Below are 19,406 nucleotides of genomic sequence, written 5' to 3'. Positions count from 1 at the left end.
TCCAGGCCGGCCTGCTCGGGACAATGGTCCCAAGCTACGGGCGTCCTAGCGTTCGGTCGCCGCGAGACATCATTTTTGAAATGAGCGGAACGGCAATTCCGGCGACGATGAAGGCCATTTGCACCGCAAAGAAGATCGCGAGCGCCTGCAGGATGCCTTCGGTGAAGCCATAACTGTGCAGCCCGATGCCGAGCTCATTGGTACCGAACCAACTCCAGGCCGTGATGATGTTGCCGCCAATTGCGAGCAGGGCAAAACCTCTCGCTTTGACCATTCCGTCCCAGCGTGCGTGCAGCATCAACGCGTTCCAAATCACGATCAGCAAGGCACCGTTCTCTTTCGGATCCCAACCCCAGAACCGGCCCCAGGAATCGTCGGCCCACAGACCGCCGAGCACTGTGCCGACAAAGCTGAAGAGGATCCCAAAACAGGATGCGCCGTAGACCACCCGGTATAAATCTCGCTTCGCCCGATCGCTCGCGCCGATCCACTCAGAGACGACGTATCCGATGCCCAGCATCCCGGCGACCAGGGTCGCGACATAACCGAGGGCCACGGTGATCACGTGCGTTGACAACCAGAACTGGGTATCGAGCACGGCTTGCAGCACACCCATGGTTTCGGCGGAGCCAACGACCGTCAAGTAACCGGCGACCTGCAGCGTGATGAAGCCCACCAAAGCGGCCAACAAATTGCCTGTGCCATAGCGGAAAATCCGTTCGATAACCAAACCGAACAGGGCCGCAGCCCAGCCGACAAAGATCGCCGAGGAATAGAGGTTGATCACCGGTGCACGCCCCGTGATATAGATCCGAGATCCAATGACGATCGTATGCACCACGAAGGCCACCACGATCGTTCCCCACACCGCGGTGTTCAGTCGCGGTGAGTCGATTGCCATCGCAATCAGCCCCAGCACGAATGCGACGAGGTAGAGGATGATCGCGACGGAGGTCGGATCCGCCCCACCGAGCCAACGCTCGAGTGACACAGCGGTTTGGTCATAGCCGATGATCGGGTAGGACTGCACCGCGGCGAGATGCTCGTCCACGGCGGCGTTGAAGGCTGCGGGGTCGTCATTGCCGTAGGCTCGAATCATCTCGCTGAAGGAGAGAATCCCCGCGGGGGCTTGATCCTTGCTGAGTCCATCCTTGGCCATGTCAAAGAACGCGGGAGCGAAGGCTTTCCAACGAGGCTGATTGACGGTCGAGATGGACTGCTCCGATGACGGTGGAATCAGCGTGGGAGCATTCATATTCGAAAGGCTCTCCATACGATCTTGCAGTCTTCGCAACGCGAACAGCTGGCGAGTCTGCTCGCTCGTCCCCTCCGGAAAAAACTCCTCTGGAATCGCGTCGGGGATGGGCAGTCGGAATGCTGCGGCGGCGAGTGTGTACTGACGCGTTCGCAAGTCCAATTCGATCAGTTTCTTTTCTTTGAAATCGCGATCCCTCGCGTCCCGTTCACCGGCCTCTTTGACCAACTCGGTGAACCGGTTAAGCCGCTCGGGATTTTCGCCAATATCATTGAGCGAATACAGTTTACTTTCGTGACGATCCAAACCGAGTTCGGAGAGCACTTCGCTCGCGTCGACACGAAACATCGGCAAGCGGCGAACTTCTTCGCGGTCCGCCGCGACTTCCATCAACCACTGCACCGCCGACATTTTGCGAGCGTCGACACGGTCCTGAAGTTTTGCGGGTGTGCCCTTGATTGGCAGCGAGTCCTTATTCGTCATCGCGATGAGCGTCTGCCGTGCGTACGCGTCCAGCGGCATCACGCGACCGCCGTACTGGACCGGGATTTTCCCAGCTTCGACGAAGTCAAACGATGTGTCTCGTTCGGCCGGCCGTCGCAGGTTTTGCATGGACGAAGGAGGCAGTAACAGGTAAACCGCAAACAAAACCACCGCGGAAATCCAGAGTGCCGTCGGCCAGTTCGAAGGTGCGGTCTCGGATGCGGGATCGACTTTCGTTGCACCGGAGCCGGTTTCGGACACGTTGCCGGCGAGTTCTTCTTCGCTAAAACGTCCGAACGGATCGGGCTGCAGCGGTGCGTCGACGAGGTTGTTCGTTTCGCGACGGCGACGGGCGATGAACCGCGTCAGCGTGCCCCAAAAGTGCACCAACATGCCGAGCGCCGTGATGCTGCAGGCAACATACGGAATCAACCAACCGGAGTTGCGAACGACTTGAAGGCCCGTCATCTCTTTGCCGCCGGGCAGTGGTGAGTAGCTCGATTGATAGAACGTCTCACCGCGATATCGCAGAGGATTATTCATCCACACGCGTTCTTTGCGATCCTCACCGGTCTCGTTATCGACGATGCGAATGAACGACGAGTAATCTCGCGGCGTGTCTGAATTACTCCAGTTGATCCGCTGGACGTCGTCGAGTTGCACCCAGTAGGGTTTGACCTCGCGATGCATCCGCATGCCAAACTCGTAGGTGGTGTCATCGACGGTGACTGAATCCAAGACGTCTTTGCTGGTTCCGTCGGACACCATCATCGCTTGGTCGTTGAGCATCAGTGTGACGAGGAACGTCCCCAGCGAGTCATCGCTCTCGGGATCGAGCAGTTCGACATAGGCCGCCGGAAGGTTCGTTTCCATCTTCGCGCCGCCCGACTTGTCGCGTTGGGCCACAGCAACCTCCAAACCGAGCCCCTTGGTCGCCGGATTCACGCCCTCGGGTTTCACGAGTTTGGAGTTTTCGAAGAACTGGTTCACCCGTATTTTCAGCGGCAAGGCGGGATCGTCAATGACGACGTTGTCTCTCGCCGCCGCTTCCAATCTCGCCGCGGGGATAGCCGTGACGGTCTGCACACCGTCTTCGGTGCGAATCAATTGAAGTTCGATTTCGTCGAGATTCACGAAGGTGTTCGTCGACTGCCCCTCGATCAAACTCAGGCGTTGTTCGGTTTGGCGGTCACCAAAGGTGAACTGGCCGACCATCAATAGCCCGACCCCCAAGTGCAACAGGACGTTTCCGCCCTGTTTCGCAAAGGCGAGTTGGCAACCAATCAACATAACCAGACCGGCGCCGAGCCCCTTGGCCAACTGCCATACGATTCGCAAACCGGGATCGCCAATGCGAAAACCGGTCGCGATCGAGGCGATCACGGCGACGGCGAGGACGGCGGCGGCGACATAACCGAGTCGCTGCACGACGACCGAGCGGCTGGACGATGCAGCCACACCGCAGGCGACCGCGGCGATGGCCAGCATCCCCATGATCAAGGACCATAAACGCTCATACCCGAGCCACTGGGGTGGTGTCCCTTGCAAGCCGTCATCGTTGTGCCCCAAGAACACGACGACTGCGGCGATCCCGATTCCGATCGCTAAAAACGCGAGCCCCGCCGCCAGCCGCCCGCCGCTGGCCTGGACTCGAAAGCGCGTGATTTTTGCGGCGATCAAATTCACCATCAGCAGCAGTCCGATCAATGCACCGCCGGGATACGGGATGATCCCCGGGATCGCTCGATCGTGACGAAAGAATGCTTGTGGGAAGAAATCGTCGATGTGCAGCGGTGCGACCCAGGACAGAAAATATCGCTGCTTAACCTCCTGCATATTCATCTCGTCCTGCGCCAGCGTCCCGACCAATACGAGGACCAGCGAAAGGGCGAACAGCACGACGGTCATTTTCAACGAGCCGAACGCGGCGAGTACACCGTGAGCGGTGAAGTACCGTTTGGGCACCAGCGATTTGGATTCGGCAGCGTCGGTGGTGTAGGGAGAGCTAGCAGAAGCCATGGGAGAGACCGAGGGCTAAAAGGCGGGAGGGCGGAGGAAAGAAGAAACCGTGATCAATCAGGACAAGTCACCGACACGTTTGTGGGCCGTGGAGCTTGTGAAGATCCTGCTGCATGAGGATCTGTCGCAAGCCTCGCGCAGGCCACGTCAAACTCTTTCGCGGTGACAAAACAGTACGGAAGCTTCTTAAAAGTGGAGGGATTCGAGAAAGGATTTCATCTGCTCGGATTGTTGTTGGACCGTTTGCACCGGTCCCGTCATCTTGATGAACATGGCAAAGTCATCGCCCAGCGGCACGACCGTGCCATCGATCGCGGTGGCGTCGTCGGCCTCCGCATCGGGCTCAGCGGCCGGCGGCAGCAGCACAAACCGCTGAGCCGGTCGCCCACCGATTTCCAATTTTTCAGCATCTTCAAAGGCCGCGTCGACGTCTTCATCGGGAACCGCTGATTTGCGAATTTGGCCCATCCAGCGAGCGACATTATTGCGGAGGTTACCGCCGGCGCTGATGATCGTTACTTCGGCAGACGCGTCTTCGGGGCCAACGTTGAACGCGGCTAATCGCATGGAACTCATCCTACCATCTCGCCACCCCTCGGGCCGCTCAAATTTCAATTTTGAAGCAGGATCGCTGGCAGCCTGATCGCCAGACGCCGCCGGAACTGTCGCCGCCGCCGCGTTCGCACCACCCGCTGATTTCGGCTCTTGCAGTGATTTCGACTTCGCCGCGATGGCCTCGCGAGCGGATCGGGGCAGGCCCGCGTGCGGGTCCGCTGGCATCTCGCCCGCTCCCGCAGCGCCGCCGGCAAAGGGAGCATTTCCCATCATGGGTGCGCCCATCATGGGCGACGCCGCCTCCGAGGGACGCCCTGTCACGTCGACCCAGATCGCCGCGTCGGCATCGTCGCTGGCGTCTTGGGCATCCGTAGGCTGCCAATCGAGCTGTTCGGCGCCGGACCACTTTTCCGTCGTGGGCTCGAGTCCCACCTGTCCTCGCCAGCGGTTGACGTTGCTGGTCACGAGTGCGTCCCAGTCGTCGCTACGCGAGAGTGGGGAGATACTCAGATCGAGCTGCTCGGTGGGCGTGTTGATGTCGATCGAGGCAAACCGCATCGCCCGATTGCCGCCTCGTTTCCAATTCGGCGGCAATTCGCCAATGATGGGCTCGCCGTCGACAAACTTGGTTTGCTCGACAAACTGGCGAAATTCATCGGCGACCGTATCGACCGCTGATTTACGCCCCATCAACTTGAAAAACCAGGCCTGATCGGTCTGCGGCAGGATCGCGGCTACCATTCGCGTGTCCTCCGTCGCCAGCGCCGCCGGCACCGTCGTTGGAATCCGATACGTGACAATTGGCGCCTCTTTTGAACAGCCCGCCGACAGCAACAGGAGGCCGGTGAAAGCGAGAGCATTGAAAAAGGGCACAGCAGTCGAGCCGACTGGAACCGAAAAGGTAGACAATTGAGCAGCAGGAGGGTGGTGGGGAGTGGGGCAGGGGACAGGACGCTGTGACGAGCCAATCTATCGCCAACGAACCAGCGAGATCTATCGAGCGAGGATCATTGAGCCAGGATACCAAATCTGCTGGCCTAGCCGAACCGCTCTTGCGGTACGTTCCTACACTTCCAACGCGGCAACGGTTGGTTTTGTTCTCACCAGCAGCCAGTGGGATAACGTATCATAGTCGCCGGGCGGCCTCGCCGGTATCCGCACGCCGGCTGGCATTGTGGTGAACATTGTCGCGGGGGGCCGCAGGAGGCTAGAAAACTCTGAGCGAAAAGAAACGTGGCGACGCTTTGTTCATTTGTTGTCGACGGGTCGCGCTGCGTTGCCTATCCGGTGGGCTCTAGACCGGAGTACATTCACCCCTTTGATCCCCAAAACAGACCCCCTGAGCATGTTTCGAACCACCCAGCGTCGATTTCTCAGACTTAGCCTCGTCATGACAGCACTCGGCATTTGCGTGTTCGCATCGTGCCATGCGATTGGACAGAATGAAAGCGAAACCGTGGCGAAAAAATTCAATGTCGCCCTGCCGACGGCGGGCGGGGCCCAATGGTGGACGGATTTAGAGGTTCGCGGTGGCTATCGAGTCCAACGCAACGCCTTGACGGGACATTGCCGCATCCTCGATTCCCATAACGTCCGGCGGGGCTGGGGCAGCGAGACCGACTCCACCGAACTCCTGGACGAACTTTGTCCGGAAATCCCCGAACCCGCGGCCAAACCGGTGGTCATATTGATGCACGGGCTGATGCGCACGGATGGCTCGATGAAGTCGCTCGAGAAGGTGCTGCGGGCAGATGGCTATGAACAGATCATCCGGTTTGGTTACGCCAGCACGCGGTCGAGTTTGTCGGAGTCCGCGGCGGCATTGCGCCGTGTGCTCGCGGGGCAGCACCCCGATGCGGAGTTCTGTTTTGTCGGCCACAGCATGGGGAATATTGTCATCCGGCACCTGATTGGTGATTTGCAACGCGATGGTGATCCCGAAGGAATCCTGCCGCGTTGCCGTGCGATGGTGATGCTGGGGCCACCCAACCAGGGTGCGGCGATCGCCCGCCGACTGGGACCGACGGGCGTTTTTGAATGGGTTGCTGGGCCCGGCGCGATGGAACTCGGGACGGGTTGGGAGGATGTCGAGGACAACCTCGCCACGCCGCCGTTCCCGTTTGCGATCGTAGCGGGCAAGTTGAAAGCGGGGGCGATCCGAAACCCGCTGGTCGATGGCGAAAGTGATTTCGTCGTCAGTTTAGAGGAGGCCCAGTTGGATGGTGCCGAGGTCATCCATCAAGTCCCGGTGCTGCATTCCTTTCTGATGAACGATGAGGCGGTGCAGGAGTGGACGGTCGAGTTTTTGGATCGGCATTTGACACCCTAATGGGGATTCCCAAACCGAACGCAGCCCAGGTGTCTGGTCCTGACGCATCCGAGAAACAGAATTGACATCATGCCCACGCCCGCAACGAGCCAACCCGACGATCGGCTCCCGGCAACGGCGGAGACGACTCGGTGGGAGACGAAATAAGCAACTGTGCAGGAGTTTCCGCATGAAATTAGGAACGAGCGGAAAATTACTGTCTGAAATGGTGGTCGAACGCTCCGCGATCGACCTTCCGACCGCGGGGTGTGCGGCGACTTATTTTCCGCTCGTTCCTTACACACCGATCAACGTACCGCATGGGGCGTTGCAACCCGTGCTGGGCTTCGCCAGGGGCCCCCATTGAGATCCTGGCACCGCCAATGCAATCATCCGAATATACAGTCGACGTCCCAAAGACACGGGAAATCTGGTGTATAACTGACCGGGTTATCGGCTGTCGGCACGGAGAGCGGAGTGACATTTCCGCGTCGTCCCACCCTGATCGGCTGGCCGCCAATCCCACGTTTTTTGAGAATTCATGTCCGATTTGAGTGTGACGAAGCGATTTATAATCCCCGAAGGTGATCTCTGTTGGTCGGCCAGTCGCAGCAGTGGGCCGGGTGGGCAGAATGTGAACAAGGTGAATTCCAAGGTAACGCTGCGTTGGACGCCGACGACTCAAACGGGCTTTGACGAGGCCTGGCGGCATCGCTTTACGTCGCAATTCGCCACGCGGATCAATCGCGAAGGGGAATTGGTGCTACACAGCGAAAAAACCCGAGATCAGTTTCGCAATCTCGCCGACGTCCGTGCCCGCTTAGTCGCGATGCTACTGGAGTGTCGCCTGCCGCCCAAAACACGCACGCCGACGCGTCCCACGTTGGGCAGTAAAAAGCGGCGAATCGAGGGAAAACGCCGTCTTGCGGATAAAAAACGGCTGCGTGGCCGCCCGCAGCGAGACGATTGAAGGTTCACTTGTGGCGATTGACTGATATACTGAAGGCTACCTGATGCATCCTTTCGCTCTGAATACCTTTTGAAATACATGAAACGCGCGCGGCACTTGGACGATCTGCTCGAACGATGGGCATTCGATCCGGCGACACTCAACGTCCGCATGGTCAAAGGCAAAGATGAGCGAGACGTGCTGCAAATGCGTGTCGAACTAGGTGTCCTGCAGTTGGAGACGACGGGACGGCCCGACGGTGAGTCCGTCACGGGCTCGGACAGCTACCTCGAACACTTGAATTTGTGCCGTCTCAACGAGCCGGGCTATGAATTGAGCGAGCACGACTGCAATGAAATCGATCGCGAATTCATGCAGTTTTACCACCGCCGAATCTGTTGGCTGCGGCTGCAGTTTTATCATCGGGCGGTGATGGACGCCGATCACACGCTGCGGCTGATGGACGTCTGCGAGGACTTGTCGGACGATCCGGAATGGTCGGCGTCGCATGAGCAGTACCGTCCCTTTGTGCTGTTTCATCGCACGCAGGCGGAAGCGCTCGGCGAGCTCGAAGAGAATACACCTGAGGAGGCCATCCAGGCGATCAACCGTGGTTTGGACACCCTCCGCGAGTTCTTTGTCAAGCACGATGCCGAGGAGCACTTCGACAGCGACGAATTGATCATCCGTTTAATTGACCTGCGTGAGTCCCTGCGGACGGAATACTCGGTGGGACAAACGCTACGGGAACGGCTTGACCAGGCCGTTGAGCACGAACACTACGAGTTGGCGGCGAAACTGCGTGATGAGTTGACGCGGCGTGAAACGCACTGAGGATGGCGTTGATTTCATCGGCGCCCTTGGGTTCGGCCTTCTGGTTGCTTCGACTCCGCTCGTTCGCGAGCCTTGGGCAGCTGATTACGATTCTCTTGGCGGGGCCTCTGACGGCGACCCCGCTGCCGCTCGTGCCGCTGCTGCTCTTTGTCGCCCTCACCGTCGGCACTAATGTTGCCTACGGATGGTGGCTATTGCGGTCCGAGCAGCGGTCATCGCCCGACGAGACCAGCCTGATCCCGCTGCGCATCGCGTTCGCGTTGATGGCGCTCGACCTCGTGACGTTGACGGCGATGTTATTTCTCAGCGGTGGGGCCGATAATCCGTTTTGCTTTTTCTACTTTGTGAATCTCGCCGTCGGCGGCGTGATGTTAGAGCGGTCCGCCGCGTGGACGCTTACGAACCTGGCAGTGCTGGGCTACGTGTTCTTGCTAGTCCATTCCTGGCCGGTGAAGGGTTTGAGTGTGCGCACGATCGACCCCTCACTGATTTTGTTCGGTGACTTGGGTATGCGAGATCTCGCATCGCTCATTGCCTTCATCGCTTGCGCCACCGTGATCACATTCTTCGTCACACGCACATCGCGGCAACTCCGCAGCCGCGAAGCGGATCTGCGGCGAAGTCAGTCCGATCGCGCCGACGCGATGCGTTTAGAAGGCCTAACGACGCTCGCGGCCGGCGCTGCGCACGAGCTCGCGACGCCATTATCGGCCATTGATGTTGCCTGCCGAGAACTGTCACGGCACCTCGAATCGGTCGAAAAGCCCTCGTCGATCGATGACGACCTACGATTGATCGATGGGCAGTTGTACATGTGCCGGCAAATCCTTTCACGGATGCGCACCGCCGCTGGCGACGCGGTCGCCGACCAATGGAACCGCACCACGCTCGGTGACTTGATCGACACCACGCTCGAAGGGATTCGCGATCCCCACCGCGTCGAGATTCTCGAACCGCAAGAACCCTGGATTCCCGAACCGGATCTGGCGAGCGTGGCGGACGGTGAACCGAACGCGGGCGACTGCGACACGCCGGCGTGGGAGCGGCAACCGCTCTGGCTGCCTGAAGAAGCGGTCGCGCAAGCGATTCGGAATCTGTTGCACAATGCGCTCGACGCGAGCGACAGTGAACAATCCGTCACAATGCAGGCCGCACGGGTGGGCAAAGAGCTTTCACTCATCGTCGTCGATCGCGGCCACGGCATGTCGCCGGAGGTGCTCGATCGTGCTGGAGACCCCTTTTTCACGACCAAGGAACCTGGCCGAGGTATCGGTTTGGGGCTATTTCTGACTCGCAATGTGATCACACGCTTAGATGGAAGCCTGCAATTCCATAGCGTTCCGGGCGAGGGGACCACTGCGACGGTCATGCTGCCGCTGGCCCCGCGGCCGTGACCCTTGCACGATCTTAAGGCGGTGGGGATGTTGAAATATTTGTCGAGGGCGACGACACTTGTTCCTAGCCAATCGGGCATGTTCCTGGACTCGCTTCGACGCGTCTACTTTCCATTACCTCACCAACGGCACGGCTTGTGAGTTTACCTCCTGAATATCCCGATCCGTCGGAAGCTTGTACCGCGGAAACCGTCGGAGCTCGGTCGATTCTTTTAGTCGATGACACGGAGGTGCTCCGTGAGCGTCTCGCGATGGCGATGCGGAGCCGCGGTTTGGAAGCGCAGACGGCGGGCAACTACGAGGAAGCAGTGAGCATCTTCCAGCGCAATCCTAGTGATTTAGCGGTATTGGATTTGCGGATGCCGGGCCGCAGTGGGCTGGATCTATTGCGGCGGTTGCTACAGATCAAGCCGGATTGCCGGATCATCATGCTCTCAGGATTTGGCAGCATCCCGGCGTCCATTGATGCGGTGCGTGCGGGAGCAGTTAACTTTTTGAGTAAACCCGCCGATGCGGACGATATTCTCTCAGCGTTCGTTCGCGGTGACGAACCGATCGTGCCGGAAGGCGGATTGGCGTTCCCAGCCCCATCTTTGGCGCGGAATGAGTGGGAGCACATCCATCGGGTTCTCGCCGATTGCAACAACAACATCTCCGAAGCGGCGCGGCGATTGGGAATTCACCGCCGGTCACTGCAGCGTAAACTCCGCAAACGGGCTCCGAGCGATCCCAAGACTCCGGGAGCCGAAGATTTCTTCGCGGGTGGTGAAGAGTTCGAGGGCGGTGAGGAGTTTGAGGGTGGCGAGGAACTCGAGGGTGGCGAGGAACTCGAGGGCGGCGAGGAGTGAACGATCGAGCTGAGCTCGATCCGGCACGCGTTCAGACGCCCACTGTTCTCCCAAACGCTGCCCGTCCATCCGCTGGCTACGCGAAATCCGTGCTCGGGTGGACGGTTGTTCTCCTGGCGGTTTGTTTGCTCTCGGGTCGGTGGCAGCCACATCTCGTCTCGGACTCCGCCAGCTACCAGCAGTATCCGTTCTCGTCCCTCGAGGCGATGGCTCGTCACTCGCGATTGCCGGCGTATCCGGCACTGCTGCGTGCCGCCGGAGCGATCACGTCTAGCGAAGCTGCCGGGCTGTACCTGGTCGTGTTTACTCAAATCGTCTTACACGCTATCGCGGTTTCGTTCTTCATGATCGAGCTGCGGCAATGGGGACTCTCCCGCGGCGCGGCAATGGGCGCGGCGGCGGCAGTCGCGATCGGCTGCCCCTTCTGGGATAACGTGTCGACCATTTCGACGGATTGCTCGGCGATGTCGCTGGGCGTGATCACGGCGACGTGCATCCTACGAGGCTGGCGGATTGGGTTCTCAGTGCGGCTCGCGGTGGGCGTCGCGATGGGCTGTGTGTTGGCGGTCAGCCTGCGCCCCGCCTATCTGTTTTTGCTACCGTGGGCGATCGTGATGCTGTTGTTTCGCGCCGGTGATGGAACGCTCCCGCCCTGGACGCGACGTTGGCGGGACGTGGCCGTGGTGGGGGCACTCCCGCTAATCATCCTGCTCGCTTGGTGTTCGTTTCGGCACCGTTTTGCTGGTGATTTTTCGGTATTACCCTTCGGCCATCAAAACATGGCGGCTGTGACGACACAGCTACTCGACAACGATGAATTGCAGCGGATGTCGGGACCGGTCGGGGAATTGGCCAGCGAGATGGGTCGACGCCGAGTTGTCGTGGCAAACGACACGCAGGGCCGAGCGAGCCACCTTGGAAGTGTACCGCTCGATGGACTGGATCTGCGAGTTTCGAGTGATCCGGCCCTCCGTGCGGATTCCTACATGACCCTGGAAAATCGTTGGGACGCGATGACGTATCTCGTCGTGATTCCGGCGGCAGTGAACGTCGCAGGGGATGATCCCATTGCGCAGCATCGTTTATTGGCCCAGCTCGACAGTCAGATTGTGCGTGCGTACCCATGGCGGTATGCACGGTGGTGGTTGTTAGCGATGCGTCGCGGCATCTGGGGTTCGGTAGCCAACATCGTCATGCATCCCATCTTTCTGATCGCGATCGTTCTGGCAGCGGGCGTTTCGGTGGTGGTTTGTATCTGGCCGCGAGCGTTTGTCGGGCGGGGGCACACCGCTATCGAGGACGCCGCTGTTGAGGACGCCATGCACTTCGCGCCCGGACGCCGCGCCGTGACGCTCATCGCGATCAGCTATGCCGCTTCGGGGCTGGCCTTCGTCGCGCTCACCAGTCCCACGATTGGTCGGTTTTCCGATGCCGCTTTCGTGTTCATGCCCAGTCTCATCGCGATCGCGATGGTATCCCATGGCATGCGGCTGAGCCGATTTTCGCGCGGGTCGCTGCGCCGCGAGTGCTGCCACCCATAGCATCAAAACCGTACGTTCCCGGCCCCGAGAGCCGCGTGACTTCGACGGCCCATATTGCCAAATCGCAGTGTCGTGTCTACTGATTTATGAGCATCGACTCACTTCCGTATTCACCACTCTCGATCTACCAAGGCATCTCCCAATGGAACCGCTTGACCTCGCCGAATTCGAATGGAAAATCGTCGTTCGACCCTTGACGAGCGATGACTTTGACGCCTTGTCAGCATTAGCAGAGAAGTGTTTCCCAGGCATGCCGACGTTTGGTCGAGAGGAGCTTGCCAGCCAACTCGAAATCTTTCCCGAGGGCCAGATCGTTGTTGAGATTGACGGGAAGCTTGCCGCTTCGTCATCGAGTCTGATTTTGGAATACGACGCGGGATTGGAGTGGCACAACTGGAAAGCGATCTCCGATTCGGGGTACATACGCAATCACAAACCCAAAGGTGACACGCTGTATGGGATTGAGATTATGGTCGACCCAGAGTTCCGCGGCATGAAACTGTCGCGGCGTCTCTACGACGCTCGTAAAGATCTTTGTCGCCGCATGAATCTTGCTCAGATCATCATTGGGGGCCGGATCCCAGGCTATCATCGGCTCGCCGATGAGATGTCCGCTCGCGAATACATCGATAGTGTTCTGGAGAAGAATAACTACGATCCCGTGCTGACGGCCCAACTGTCCAACGGGTTCATCGTTCGTGGTCTGATTCCGAACTACCTGCCCTCAGACACCGAATCCTGCGGCTACGCGACGTACGCAATCTGGACGAATTTGGAGCACGTGCCGGGCGCCAAACGCCGCTTCCACCATGTGATCGAACCGATTCGAGTCTGCGTGGTGCAGTATCAATTGCGAACAATCAAGAACTTTGATGAGTTCGCCCAGCAGTGCGAGTTTTTTCTCGATACGGCCTCGGACTACAAGTGCGACTTTGTGCTGTTCCCGGAGCTGTTCACCACGCAGCTGCTGTCGTGTGTCGACGCCACCCGGCCCGGCCAAGCGGCGCGGCAGCTCGCCGCATTCACACCGCAGTACCTCGATCTGTTCACGGAGATGGCCGTCAAGTATGACCTCAACGTGATCGGTGGGTCCCAGTTCGTGATCGAGAACGACACCCTCTACAATATTGCTTATCTCTTCCGTCGCGACGGATCGATTGGCAAACAGTACAAGATTCATATCACCCCGAGCGAGCGGAAATGGTGGGGCGTGAATCCTGGGAAATCAGTCGAGGTGTTCGACACCGATTGTGGGCGAATCGCAATTCAGATCTGTTACGACATCGAATTTCCCGAGCTCACCCGCATCGCGACCCAGAAGGGAGCATCGATTGTCTTTGTCCCATTCAACACGGACACGCAGCATGGCTACCTGCGGGTGCGTTATTGCTCGCAAGCACGGTGCATCGAGAACCACTTGTACGTCGCGATCTCCGGCTGCACCGGCAACCTGCCGTTCGTTGAAAACTCGGACATTCATTACGCTCAGTCGGGGATTTTCACGCCCGCTGACGCCGAGTTTGCTCGCGAGGCCATCGCGGCGGAATGCAATCCGAACGTCGAAACGTTGATCATCCACGACCTCGACTTCGAGCAACTCCGCCGACACCGCGAACAAGGCTCCGTCCAAAATTGGAACGACCGTAAACGGGATCTGTACAAGATTGTTTACGAGGAGGACGGGAAGAGCTACGAGGTTTAGAATCTATCCGAAAACCAAGTGACGATCCTAGGGAGTGTCGCCCGACGGCGGGAAACCGCGTACGGGCGAGTGTCGCGACCGATGTTCGGAACGTTGTCTAACTTTTCGGTTTGACGGATTCACCGACTTCGTCGCAGAGATGCGGTATCGGCTGGTCGTGCAGGCTTGCCAGCGCGTTGGCGGCAGCACGCTGTTCAGCGTCTTTTTTATTATTGCCCCACGCAGGCGGAAAGACCTGTGGTCCGATCACCGCGCCGATCAGGAATGCTTTGCGGTGATCGGGCCCCATCTCGCGAATCAGCTTGTAGACGGGCGTCGCGGCGAGGTCGCGCTGCGCATGCTGCTGGAGGACGGATTTATGATTTCCCGATCCCTGCGTTTCCACCGACAGACGCACCTCTTCGGCAAGCCATTCCTTGAGTCGATCGCGAATCAAGTCGGCACCTCCATCGAGGTACAACGCGGCAATGATGGATTCAAACACATCACTGACGAGCGATCGGGGATAGCTGCGATTGCGAGTCACACCGCGGCCGACAATGAGACATTCGTCCAAACCGAGTTTCGTCGCCGTCCGGCCACATGTCCGCCGGCTGACCACAGCGGACTTAATTTTGGTTAAGTCGCCCTCGCTATATTCGGGATAGGTCTCGAATAGCCATTGGCAGACGGTCATCCCCAGCACCGCATCCCCTAAAAATTCGAGCCGCTCATTGCTCGACAACCGATTGGCGGCCCCCGACGCGTGAGTCAACGCGGATTTCAGGAGCGACAGATCTTTGAACTTATATCGCAAGATCTCCTGACAACGCTGCAGTTTGGCGTTGGAGTCCGCGTAGGGTTCGTCGGCTGCGGTGGTGTCGACGAGGTGGATCGATCCCGGGTGCGCGACGCGTTGGTCCGCGATGAACGGACCGGGGCCTGCGAGATCCTCATCGGACGGTTGATCGACTTCGGCACGCTGCTGGACTTCAGATTGCGCGGAGGCATCAGGACTATTGGAATCGCGCAAAACATCAGCGGATTCCGGCTCAAAAGGTGAGGCGGACAAGGCAAAACCATTAATAGAAGAGAAGAGGCGAAGAGATTCCCTCGTGACTTCAGTCCCGCGCCGGTGGCCGAAAGGAAGATTTCGGCCACCGGTGAGTGACTGCGTTCTGCGTAGCAAGATAGACAAATGACGCTTTATCCGCCATAGCATCCGAACAAGATTGAGACGGGCGAGCGGCTCCAAATCAGCGTCCCGAGCCCATCTCGGTAACCCGCGTCGTTGGTGCGCATGGGCGAGGGGATCGCCTGGACCGCTGAGGCGGCAAACTATTTGTCCACCACCTTGCTCACAAGCTTCTTACACATGTCGGTGCTGGATATACTCGTAGGGAATCTATGCCACTTCCTGAATTCAAATTCTCAATCCATGACTGCTACTTCTCGAACTGTCCATGGCGCGCGTTTGCTCGCCCTGATCGCTGTCTGCATGATCGCGACTCGACCGACCGCCGCAGCAGAGCGTGAGGGCCGCTCGATCACGCCGCCCGACGCTGACTTGCATGACGCCATGGTCGAGGACTTGAAATTCCTGACCAGTGACGCGTTGCAGGGCCGCAGTAGCATCGACCCGACGATCCTCGACGCGGCGGACTATATCGGTGAACGTTTTCGCGGACTCGGTTTAGAGACGGCTTTGTTTGATGGTTCACCACTGCAGTTTCTAGACATCGCGGTCGGCCCCCAAATCGCATCCGACGAAGCCAATTTCTTAGTGATCTCGAGTCCAGACGGCGAGCATGACGATGATGATGCAGCCACGAACCTCGTATTGCGTCACGATTTCACGCCGCTGGCGATCGGTGCGAGCGAGCAAACCGCCAGCGGTGACTTGGTATGGGTCGGCTACGGCATTCGCGCTCCCGAACATGAGTACGACGACTACGCCGCAGTCGATGTGCAGGGGAAAGTCGTCATGATGCTGCGTAAGGAGCCCGGGACCGACAATCCGGACAGCCCATTTGATGGTGTGCAGAATACGCGGCATGCCTTTTTCGAAACGAAGGTGGCCACCGCGATCGACCAGGGGGCTGCCGCGATATTGATTGTCAACGACCCCGCGAGTGTCCAAAAGAGGGTCGCCACGGTGAACGAACGCCGGCAGGGCGAACAGGCGAGACTCGAGAAGATTCGCGAACGCTTACTAGCCTTACCCGCCGATGCGGTCAACGCACGCGAAAAGCTGAGTGGCCAAGCCACTCGGATTGAAGATATTTTGGCAGCATCGGACGAACGCGAGTCGGCTGAGCGGGGACTGCTCGGCATTGTCGAGGCGGGGACGCAATCACAGCGTGGTACGGCGGGCATCGACGGCCCCACCGAGGGCGAACAGACGACTCGGCCGCCCGTTCCCGTCCTCTCGATCTCGCGAGAGTTGGCCGATCGCCTCCTCTCCAATCGCTTGCACGACGTCGAGGAGGAAATCGACTCCGACTGGCGTCCGCGAAGTCTCGAACTGTCCGGCACGCGCATCCGGTTGGGCGTGGAATTGACGCCGTCGACGACGCGCAGTCCCAACGTGATCGGCGTGCTGCCCGGACGTGGTGCGTTGGCGAACGAAACCGTGGTCATCGGAGCCCACTACGATCACGTCGGCATGGGCGAATTTGGATCGCTTGCACCGGGGACGATTGCCATTCACAACGGGGCCGACGATAACGCCAGCGGTGTGGCAACCATGCTCCATGTCGCCGGCAAAGTGGTCCAAAAGTTGTCCGGGGAACAGCAGCCAACGAGCCACCGGCGATTGGTGTTCATCGCCTTTACCGGGGAAGAACGCGGCCTGCTGGGCAGCAAATACTACATCGAACAGCCTCGCTTCCCGCTGTCCTCGACCGTGGCCATGATCAACATGGATATGGTCGGGCGGCTCACCGACAACGAACTGACGATTTATGGCACCGGTTCAGCAGCGGGGTTTGAAGCACTGCTCACGGACGTCAACGAAAACGCGAAATTCAAGATCGTCCCGGTCCAAAGTGGTTATGGGCCGAGCGACCACTCGACATTCTATCAAGCGGGTATCCCGGTCTTATTCTTCTTCACGGGCCTGCATAGCGACTATCACCGACCAAGTGACGATTTCGAAAAATTAAACCTAATCGGCATGGACCGGATAACCGATATCATTTCACAGGTCAGCGAGCGATTGGCGACAATGCCCGAGCGTCCGGTGTATGCAGAGACAGAAAAAAACGTCCAAATCCGCCGTCAATTGACGGTTTCGTTGGGGGTGACGCTGTCTCAACAACCTGGCGATGTGGTGCTCTCGTCCATTCTCGCGGACGGCCCGGCTGCCGAGGCGGGCGTCCGCGCCGGTGACCAGATGATGAAGGTTGGTAAGAAGTCGATCCAACGTATTGACGATGTGATGGAACAACTGCGTCTCCGTTCACCCGGTGACCTGCTCAGCGTGGTGGTTCGCCGCGATAACGAGGAACTCACGTTTGAAATCAAACTACGAGCCCGTTAACGCGTCGATTGCGACGCAAATTTATTTTCCAGTGCGTCTGAAAATGGTCCGATTCCTCTTGCCCCCTTCGCCCACGATTGACACAATCCGAGACCGCGTCGATACCACAGGGTAGCGATAACGTCACCCCAATTTGACGCGTTTGGCATACGATTGACGGCGATGGAAGCCGCAATTTGATGCCGTACTGGTTTCGAAATTTCGCATTCACCACGCAAGGAGTAGCGGACGTGCGACTATTTGTACTTTCGGCCTTAACACTGGCCACGACGACCCTTACCATTCTCGCCCCGACCGCCGTCAGCGCTCAAGAAGGTGGCCACCGGATCGCGGTGGTGGATGTTGCCTACATCTTCAAGAACAACGAGGGCATCAAAGCCCAAGTGAAAGAAGTCGAGGATAGCCTCAAGAGCTTCGACGAAGAACTTCAAGGCAAACGCAACGAGCTGAAGTCTGCGGCTGAAAAGCTCAAGACGTTTCAGCCAGGATCGACCGATTACATTGCTCAAGAAGAACGCGTTGCATCGATGGAATCGAAGCTCCGTCTTGAGATGGCTCGCAAGCGAAAAGAACTTGCCGACCGTGAAGCCAAGATCTACTTTGACAACTATCAGATCATTGCGACCGGTGTGAAGGCCTTGGCCCAATACCACAAAGTCAACCTCGTGCTGCGTTACAACAGCGAAGAGATGGACCTTGCTCAAGGCGAATCCGTTATCCGCGGTGTCATGAAAAACATCGTCTATCATGACGAAGCGATCGACATGACGACCGGAACGATGGATTACCTCGACCGGGCATTGAAGGTAGCGAGCAAACCAGCTGCTGCACGTCAATAGTTTTAGATGCATTGTCTCGCTGCACACCGCAGCGATGACAAGGCAGTTTGCGATCGCGGCATGATGCCGCCGTCGTTGCCGTGCCGATGAAGCCGGCGAAATATCGAATCGGTTTGGTCAGCAGCGTGTTGACCAGACCCATGGGGATGCGGGGATCCCGCGCACAGCGCGGTCGCCCCTCAGACGAGGCAAGGAGGCCAGCGTCATGATCGGATATCGAAACGAACACACAATCGCATCCCCTTGCGAAGTCACGGGGCGTGGATACTGGAGTGGCCAAGCCATCCGGATCCAATTCCAGCCTGCCCCAGGGGGTACGGGTATCGTCTTTGTGCGCAGTGATCTGAGCGGGTGTCCACAGTGCCCTGCCCGAGTCGAGTACGCCGACGGCATCCAATTTCGCACAAACCTACAAAATGGAGATGCGTGTTTCACCATGGTGGAACACGTGATGGCGGCGTTGGCTGGGTTGGAAGTTGACAATTGCTACGTCGAAGTCGACGCCGAAGAAATGCCAGGTCTTGATGGTAGCAGCCAAGCCTATGTCGTCGCCCTCCAGTCCGCTGGGTTGGTGATTCAAGCAACGCTCAAACCGCAACTGATTATTGAGCAACCGCTCAAGGTTCGGTTCGAAGACGCCTCAATCGAAGTCACGCCGAGCCAAGGCCGAACGGCGTGTTTTGGATATCGACTGGCCTACGATCGCGACAGTGCAATCGGCGATCAAGACTTTCTGTTTGAACTCACTCCGAGACAGTTCGTTCGACAGGTGGCCTCCGCAAGAACCTTCGTCACCCTCGAACAAGCCGAACAGTTACGTGCCGCTGGCATTGCCGCTCACGTTTCTAACCAGGAATTACTCGTCATCGGACCTCAGGGCCCAATCGACAATGCGTACCGCTTTGGCAACGAATGCGCGCGCCACAAAACACTCGACATGATTGGCGATCTTGCGCTCGTCGGTGTCGACTTGATTGGAGAGTTTCGCTCCCATCGCGGTGGGCATCGAATCAATGGCATGCTCGCCGAGCAGCTCTCACGGATGCTGGCCCAAGCAGAATCGTCACGCGATATTGCCGGTGCGACCTCGTGCGACCAACGCGCCGGCAAAGCCGCTTGATCCTACCGAATTCTGAAACCTGAACTCTCAACTCTGGAC

At 58.5% G+C, this 19,406-nt stretch carries 14 protein-coding genes; 11 read left to right on the top strand and 3 right to left on the bottom strand.

The window, feature by feature from the left end; genetic code table 11:
• Nucleotides 1–34 precede the first annotated feature (34 nt).
• Both SH410x_RS08690 and SH410x_RS08685 read right to left on the bottom strand, forming a co-directional pair.
• The gene (locus SH410x_RS08690) at nt 35–3,757 is read right to left on the bottom strand and encodes a cytochrome c biogenesis protein (protein ID WP_473676124.1); all 3,723 of its coding nucleotides are present in this window, start codon (nt 3,755–3,757) and stop codon (nt 35–37) included.
• A 186-nt stretch (nt 3,758–3,943) separates the two neighbouring features.
• A complete protein-coding gene (locus SH410x_RS08685) occupies nt 3,944–5,221 on the bottom strand; it encodes a hypothetical protein (RefSeq protein ID WP_473676123.1) in 1,278 nt (425 codons plus the stop codon).
• Between the two features lie 481 nt (nt 5,222–5,702).
• Between SH410x_RS08685 and SH410x_RS08680 the strand changes: the two genes are divergently transcribed.
• From SH410x_RS08680 to SH410x_RS08645, 8 genes are all read left to right on the top strand, one after another.
• Nucleotides 5,703–6,641: an esterase/lipase family protein gene (locus SH410x_RS08680; protein ID WP_473676122.1), complete on the top strand. Its 939-nt coding sequence runs from the start codon at nt 5,703–5,705 to the stop codon at nt 6,639–6,641.
• Nucleotides 6,642–6,810: 169 nt separating this feature from the next.
• Nucleotides 6,811–6,987, top strand: coding sequence for a hypothetical protein (locus SH410x_RS08675; protein ID WP_473676121.1), 177 nt, complete (start codon nt 6,811–6,813; stop codon nt 6,985–6,987).
• 174 nt (nt 6,988–7,161) lie between these two features.
• A complete protein-coding gene (gene arfB, locus SH410x_RS08670) occupies nt 7,162–7,590 on the top strand; it encodes an alternative ribosome rescue aminoacyl-tRNA hydrolase ArfB (protein WP_473676120.1) in 429 nt (142 codons plus the stop codon).
• Between the two features lie 78 nt (nt 7,591–7,668).
• Nucleotides 7,669–8,403, top strand: a complete 735-nt coding sequence (locus tag SH410x_RS08665) for a UvrB/UvrC motif-containing protein (RefSeq protein WP_473676119.1) — start codon at nt 7,669–7,671, stop codon at nt 8,401–8,403.
• 2 nt (nt 8,404–8,405) lie between these two features.
• The gene (locus SH410x_RS08660) at nt 8,406–9,797 is read left to right on the top strand and encodes a sensor histidine kinase (RefSeq protein WP_473676118.1); all 1,392 of its coding nucleotides are present in this window, start codon (nt 8,406–8,408) and stop codon (nt 9,795–9,797) included.
• A gap of 137 nt (nt 9,798–9,934) precedes the next feature.
• The gene (locus SH410x_RS08655; protein WP_473676117.1) at nt 9,935–10,645 is read left to right on the top strand and encodes a response regulator transcription factor; all 711 of its coding nucleotides are present in this window, start codon (nt 9,935–9,937) and stop codon (nt 10,643–10,645) included.
• Nucleotides 10,642–12,186 carry a hypothetical protein gene (locus SH410x_RS08650; RefSeq protein ID WP_473676116.1) on the top strand — a complete coding sequence of 515 codons (1,545 nt, stop codon included), beginning with the start codon at nt 10,642–10,644 and terminating at the stop codon, nt 12,184–12,186. Before SH410x_RS08655 ends, SH410x_RS08650 begins: the two co-directional genes overlap by 4 nt.
• A gap of 142 nt (nt 12,187–12,328) precedes the next feature.
• The gene (locus tag SH410x_RS08645) at nt 12,329–13,888 is read left to right on the top strand and encodes a GNAT family N-acetyltransferase (RefSeq protein ID WP_473676115.1); all 1,560 of its coding nucleotides are present in this window, start codon (nt 12,329–12,331) and stop codon (nt 13,886–13,888) included.
• A 97-nt stretch (nt 13,889–13,985) separates the two neighbouring features.
• On the opposite strand, the gene rnc is transcribed toward SH410x_RS08645, so the two are convergent.
• Complete coding sequence (rnc, locus tag SH410x_RS08640; RefSeq protein ID WP_473677273.1) at nt 13,986–14,795, bottom strand: ribonuclease III; 810 nt, start codon at nt 14,793–14,795, stop codon at nt 13,986–13,988.
• A 510-nt stretch (nt 14,796–15,305) separates the two neighbouring features.
• Between rnc and SH410x_RS08635 the strand changes: the two genes are divergently transcribed.
• From SH410x_RS08635 to lpxC, 3 genes are all read left to right on the top strand, one after another.
• Nucleotides 15,306–17,408, top strand: coding sequence for a M28 family peptidase (locus SH410x_RS08635; protein WP_473676114.1), 2,103 nt, complete (start codon nt 15,306–15,308; stop codon nt 17,406–17,408).
• 179 nt (nt 17,409–17,587) lie between these two features.
• Nucleotides 17,588–18,247, top strand: coding sequence for an OmpH family outer membrane protein (locus tag SH410x_RS08630; protein WP_473676113.1), 660 nt, complete (start codon nt 17,588–17,590; stop codon nt 18,245–18,247).
• 205 nt (nt 18,248–18,452) lie between these two features.
• The gene (gene lpxC, locus SH410x_RS08625) at nt 18,453–19,367 is read left to right on the top strand and encodes a UDP-3-O-acyl-N-acetylglucosamine deacetylase (RefSeq protein WP_473676112.1); all 915 of its coding nucleotides are present in this window, start codon (nt 18,453–18,455) and stop codon (nt 19,365–19,367) included.
• The last annotated feature ends 39 nt before the right edge of the window (nt 19,368–19,406 follow it).

This window comes from Rhodopirellula sp. SH410 (assembly GCF_055811895.1).
The sequence above is the reverse complement of the archived record's forward strand: the minus strand, read 5'-3'. Positions and strand labels throughout refer to the sequence as shown.

Excerpts from the sequence above, each read along its gene's own strand:
- SH410x_RS08645 (WP_473676115.1), top strand. The coding sequence starts at position 12,329 with ATGGAACCGCTTGACCTCGCCGAATTCGAATGGAAAATCGTCGTTCGA.
- SH410x_RS08665 (WP_473676119.1), top strand. The coding sequence starts at position 7,669 with ATGAAACGCGCGCGGCACTTGGACGATCTGCTCGAACGATGGGCATTC.
- SH410x_RS08675 (WP_473676121.1), top strand. The coding sequence starts at position 6,811 with ATGAAATTAGGAACGAGCGGAAAATTACTGTCTGAAATGGTGGTCGAA.
- SH410x_RS08680 (WP_473676122.1), top strand. The coding sequence starts at position 5,703 with ATGACAGCACTCGGCATTTGCGTGTTCGCATCGTGCCATGCGATTGGA.
- SH410x_RS08630 (WP_473676113.1), top strand. The coding sequence starts at position 17,588 with ATGCCGTACTGGTTTCGAAATTTCGCATTCACCACGCAAGGAGTAGCG.
- SH410x_RS08690 (WP_473676124.1), bottom strand. The coding sequence starts at position 3,757 with ATGGCTTCTGCTAGCTCTCCCTACACCACCGACGCTGCCGAATCCAAA.
- lpxC (WP_473676112.1), top strand. The coding sequence starts at position 18,453 with ATGATCGGATATCGAAACGAACACACAATCGCATCCCCTTGCGAAGTC.
- SH410x_RS08635 (WP_473676114.1), top strand. The coding sequence starts at position 15,306 with ATGACTGCTACTTCTCGAACTGTCCATGGCGCGCGTTTGCTCGCCCTG.
- arfB (WP_473676120.1), top strand. The coding sequence starts at position 7,162 with ATGTCCGATTTGAGTGTGACGAAGCGATTTATAATCCCCGAAGGTGAT.
- SH410x_RS08660 (WP_473676118.1), top strand. The coding sequence starts at position 8,406 with ATGGCGTTGATTTCATCGGCGCCCTTGGGTTCGGCCTTCTGGTTGCTT.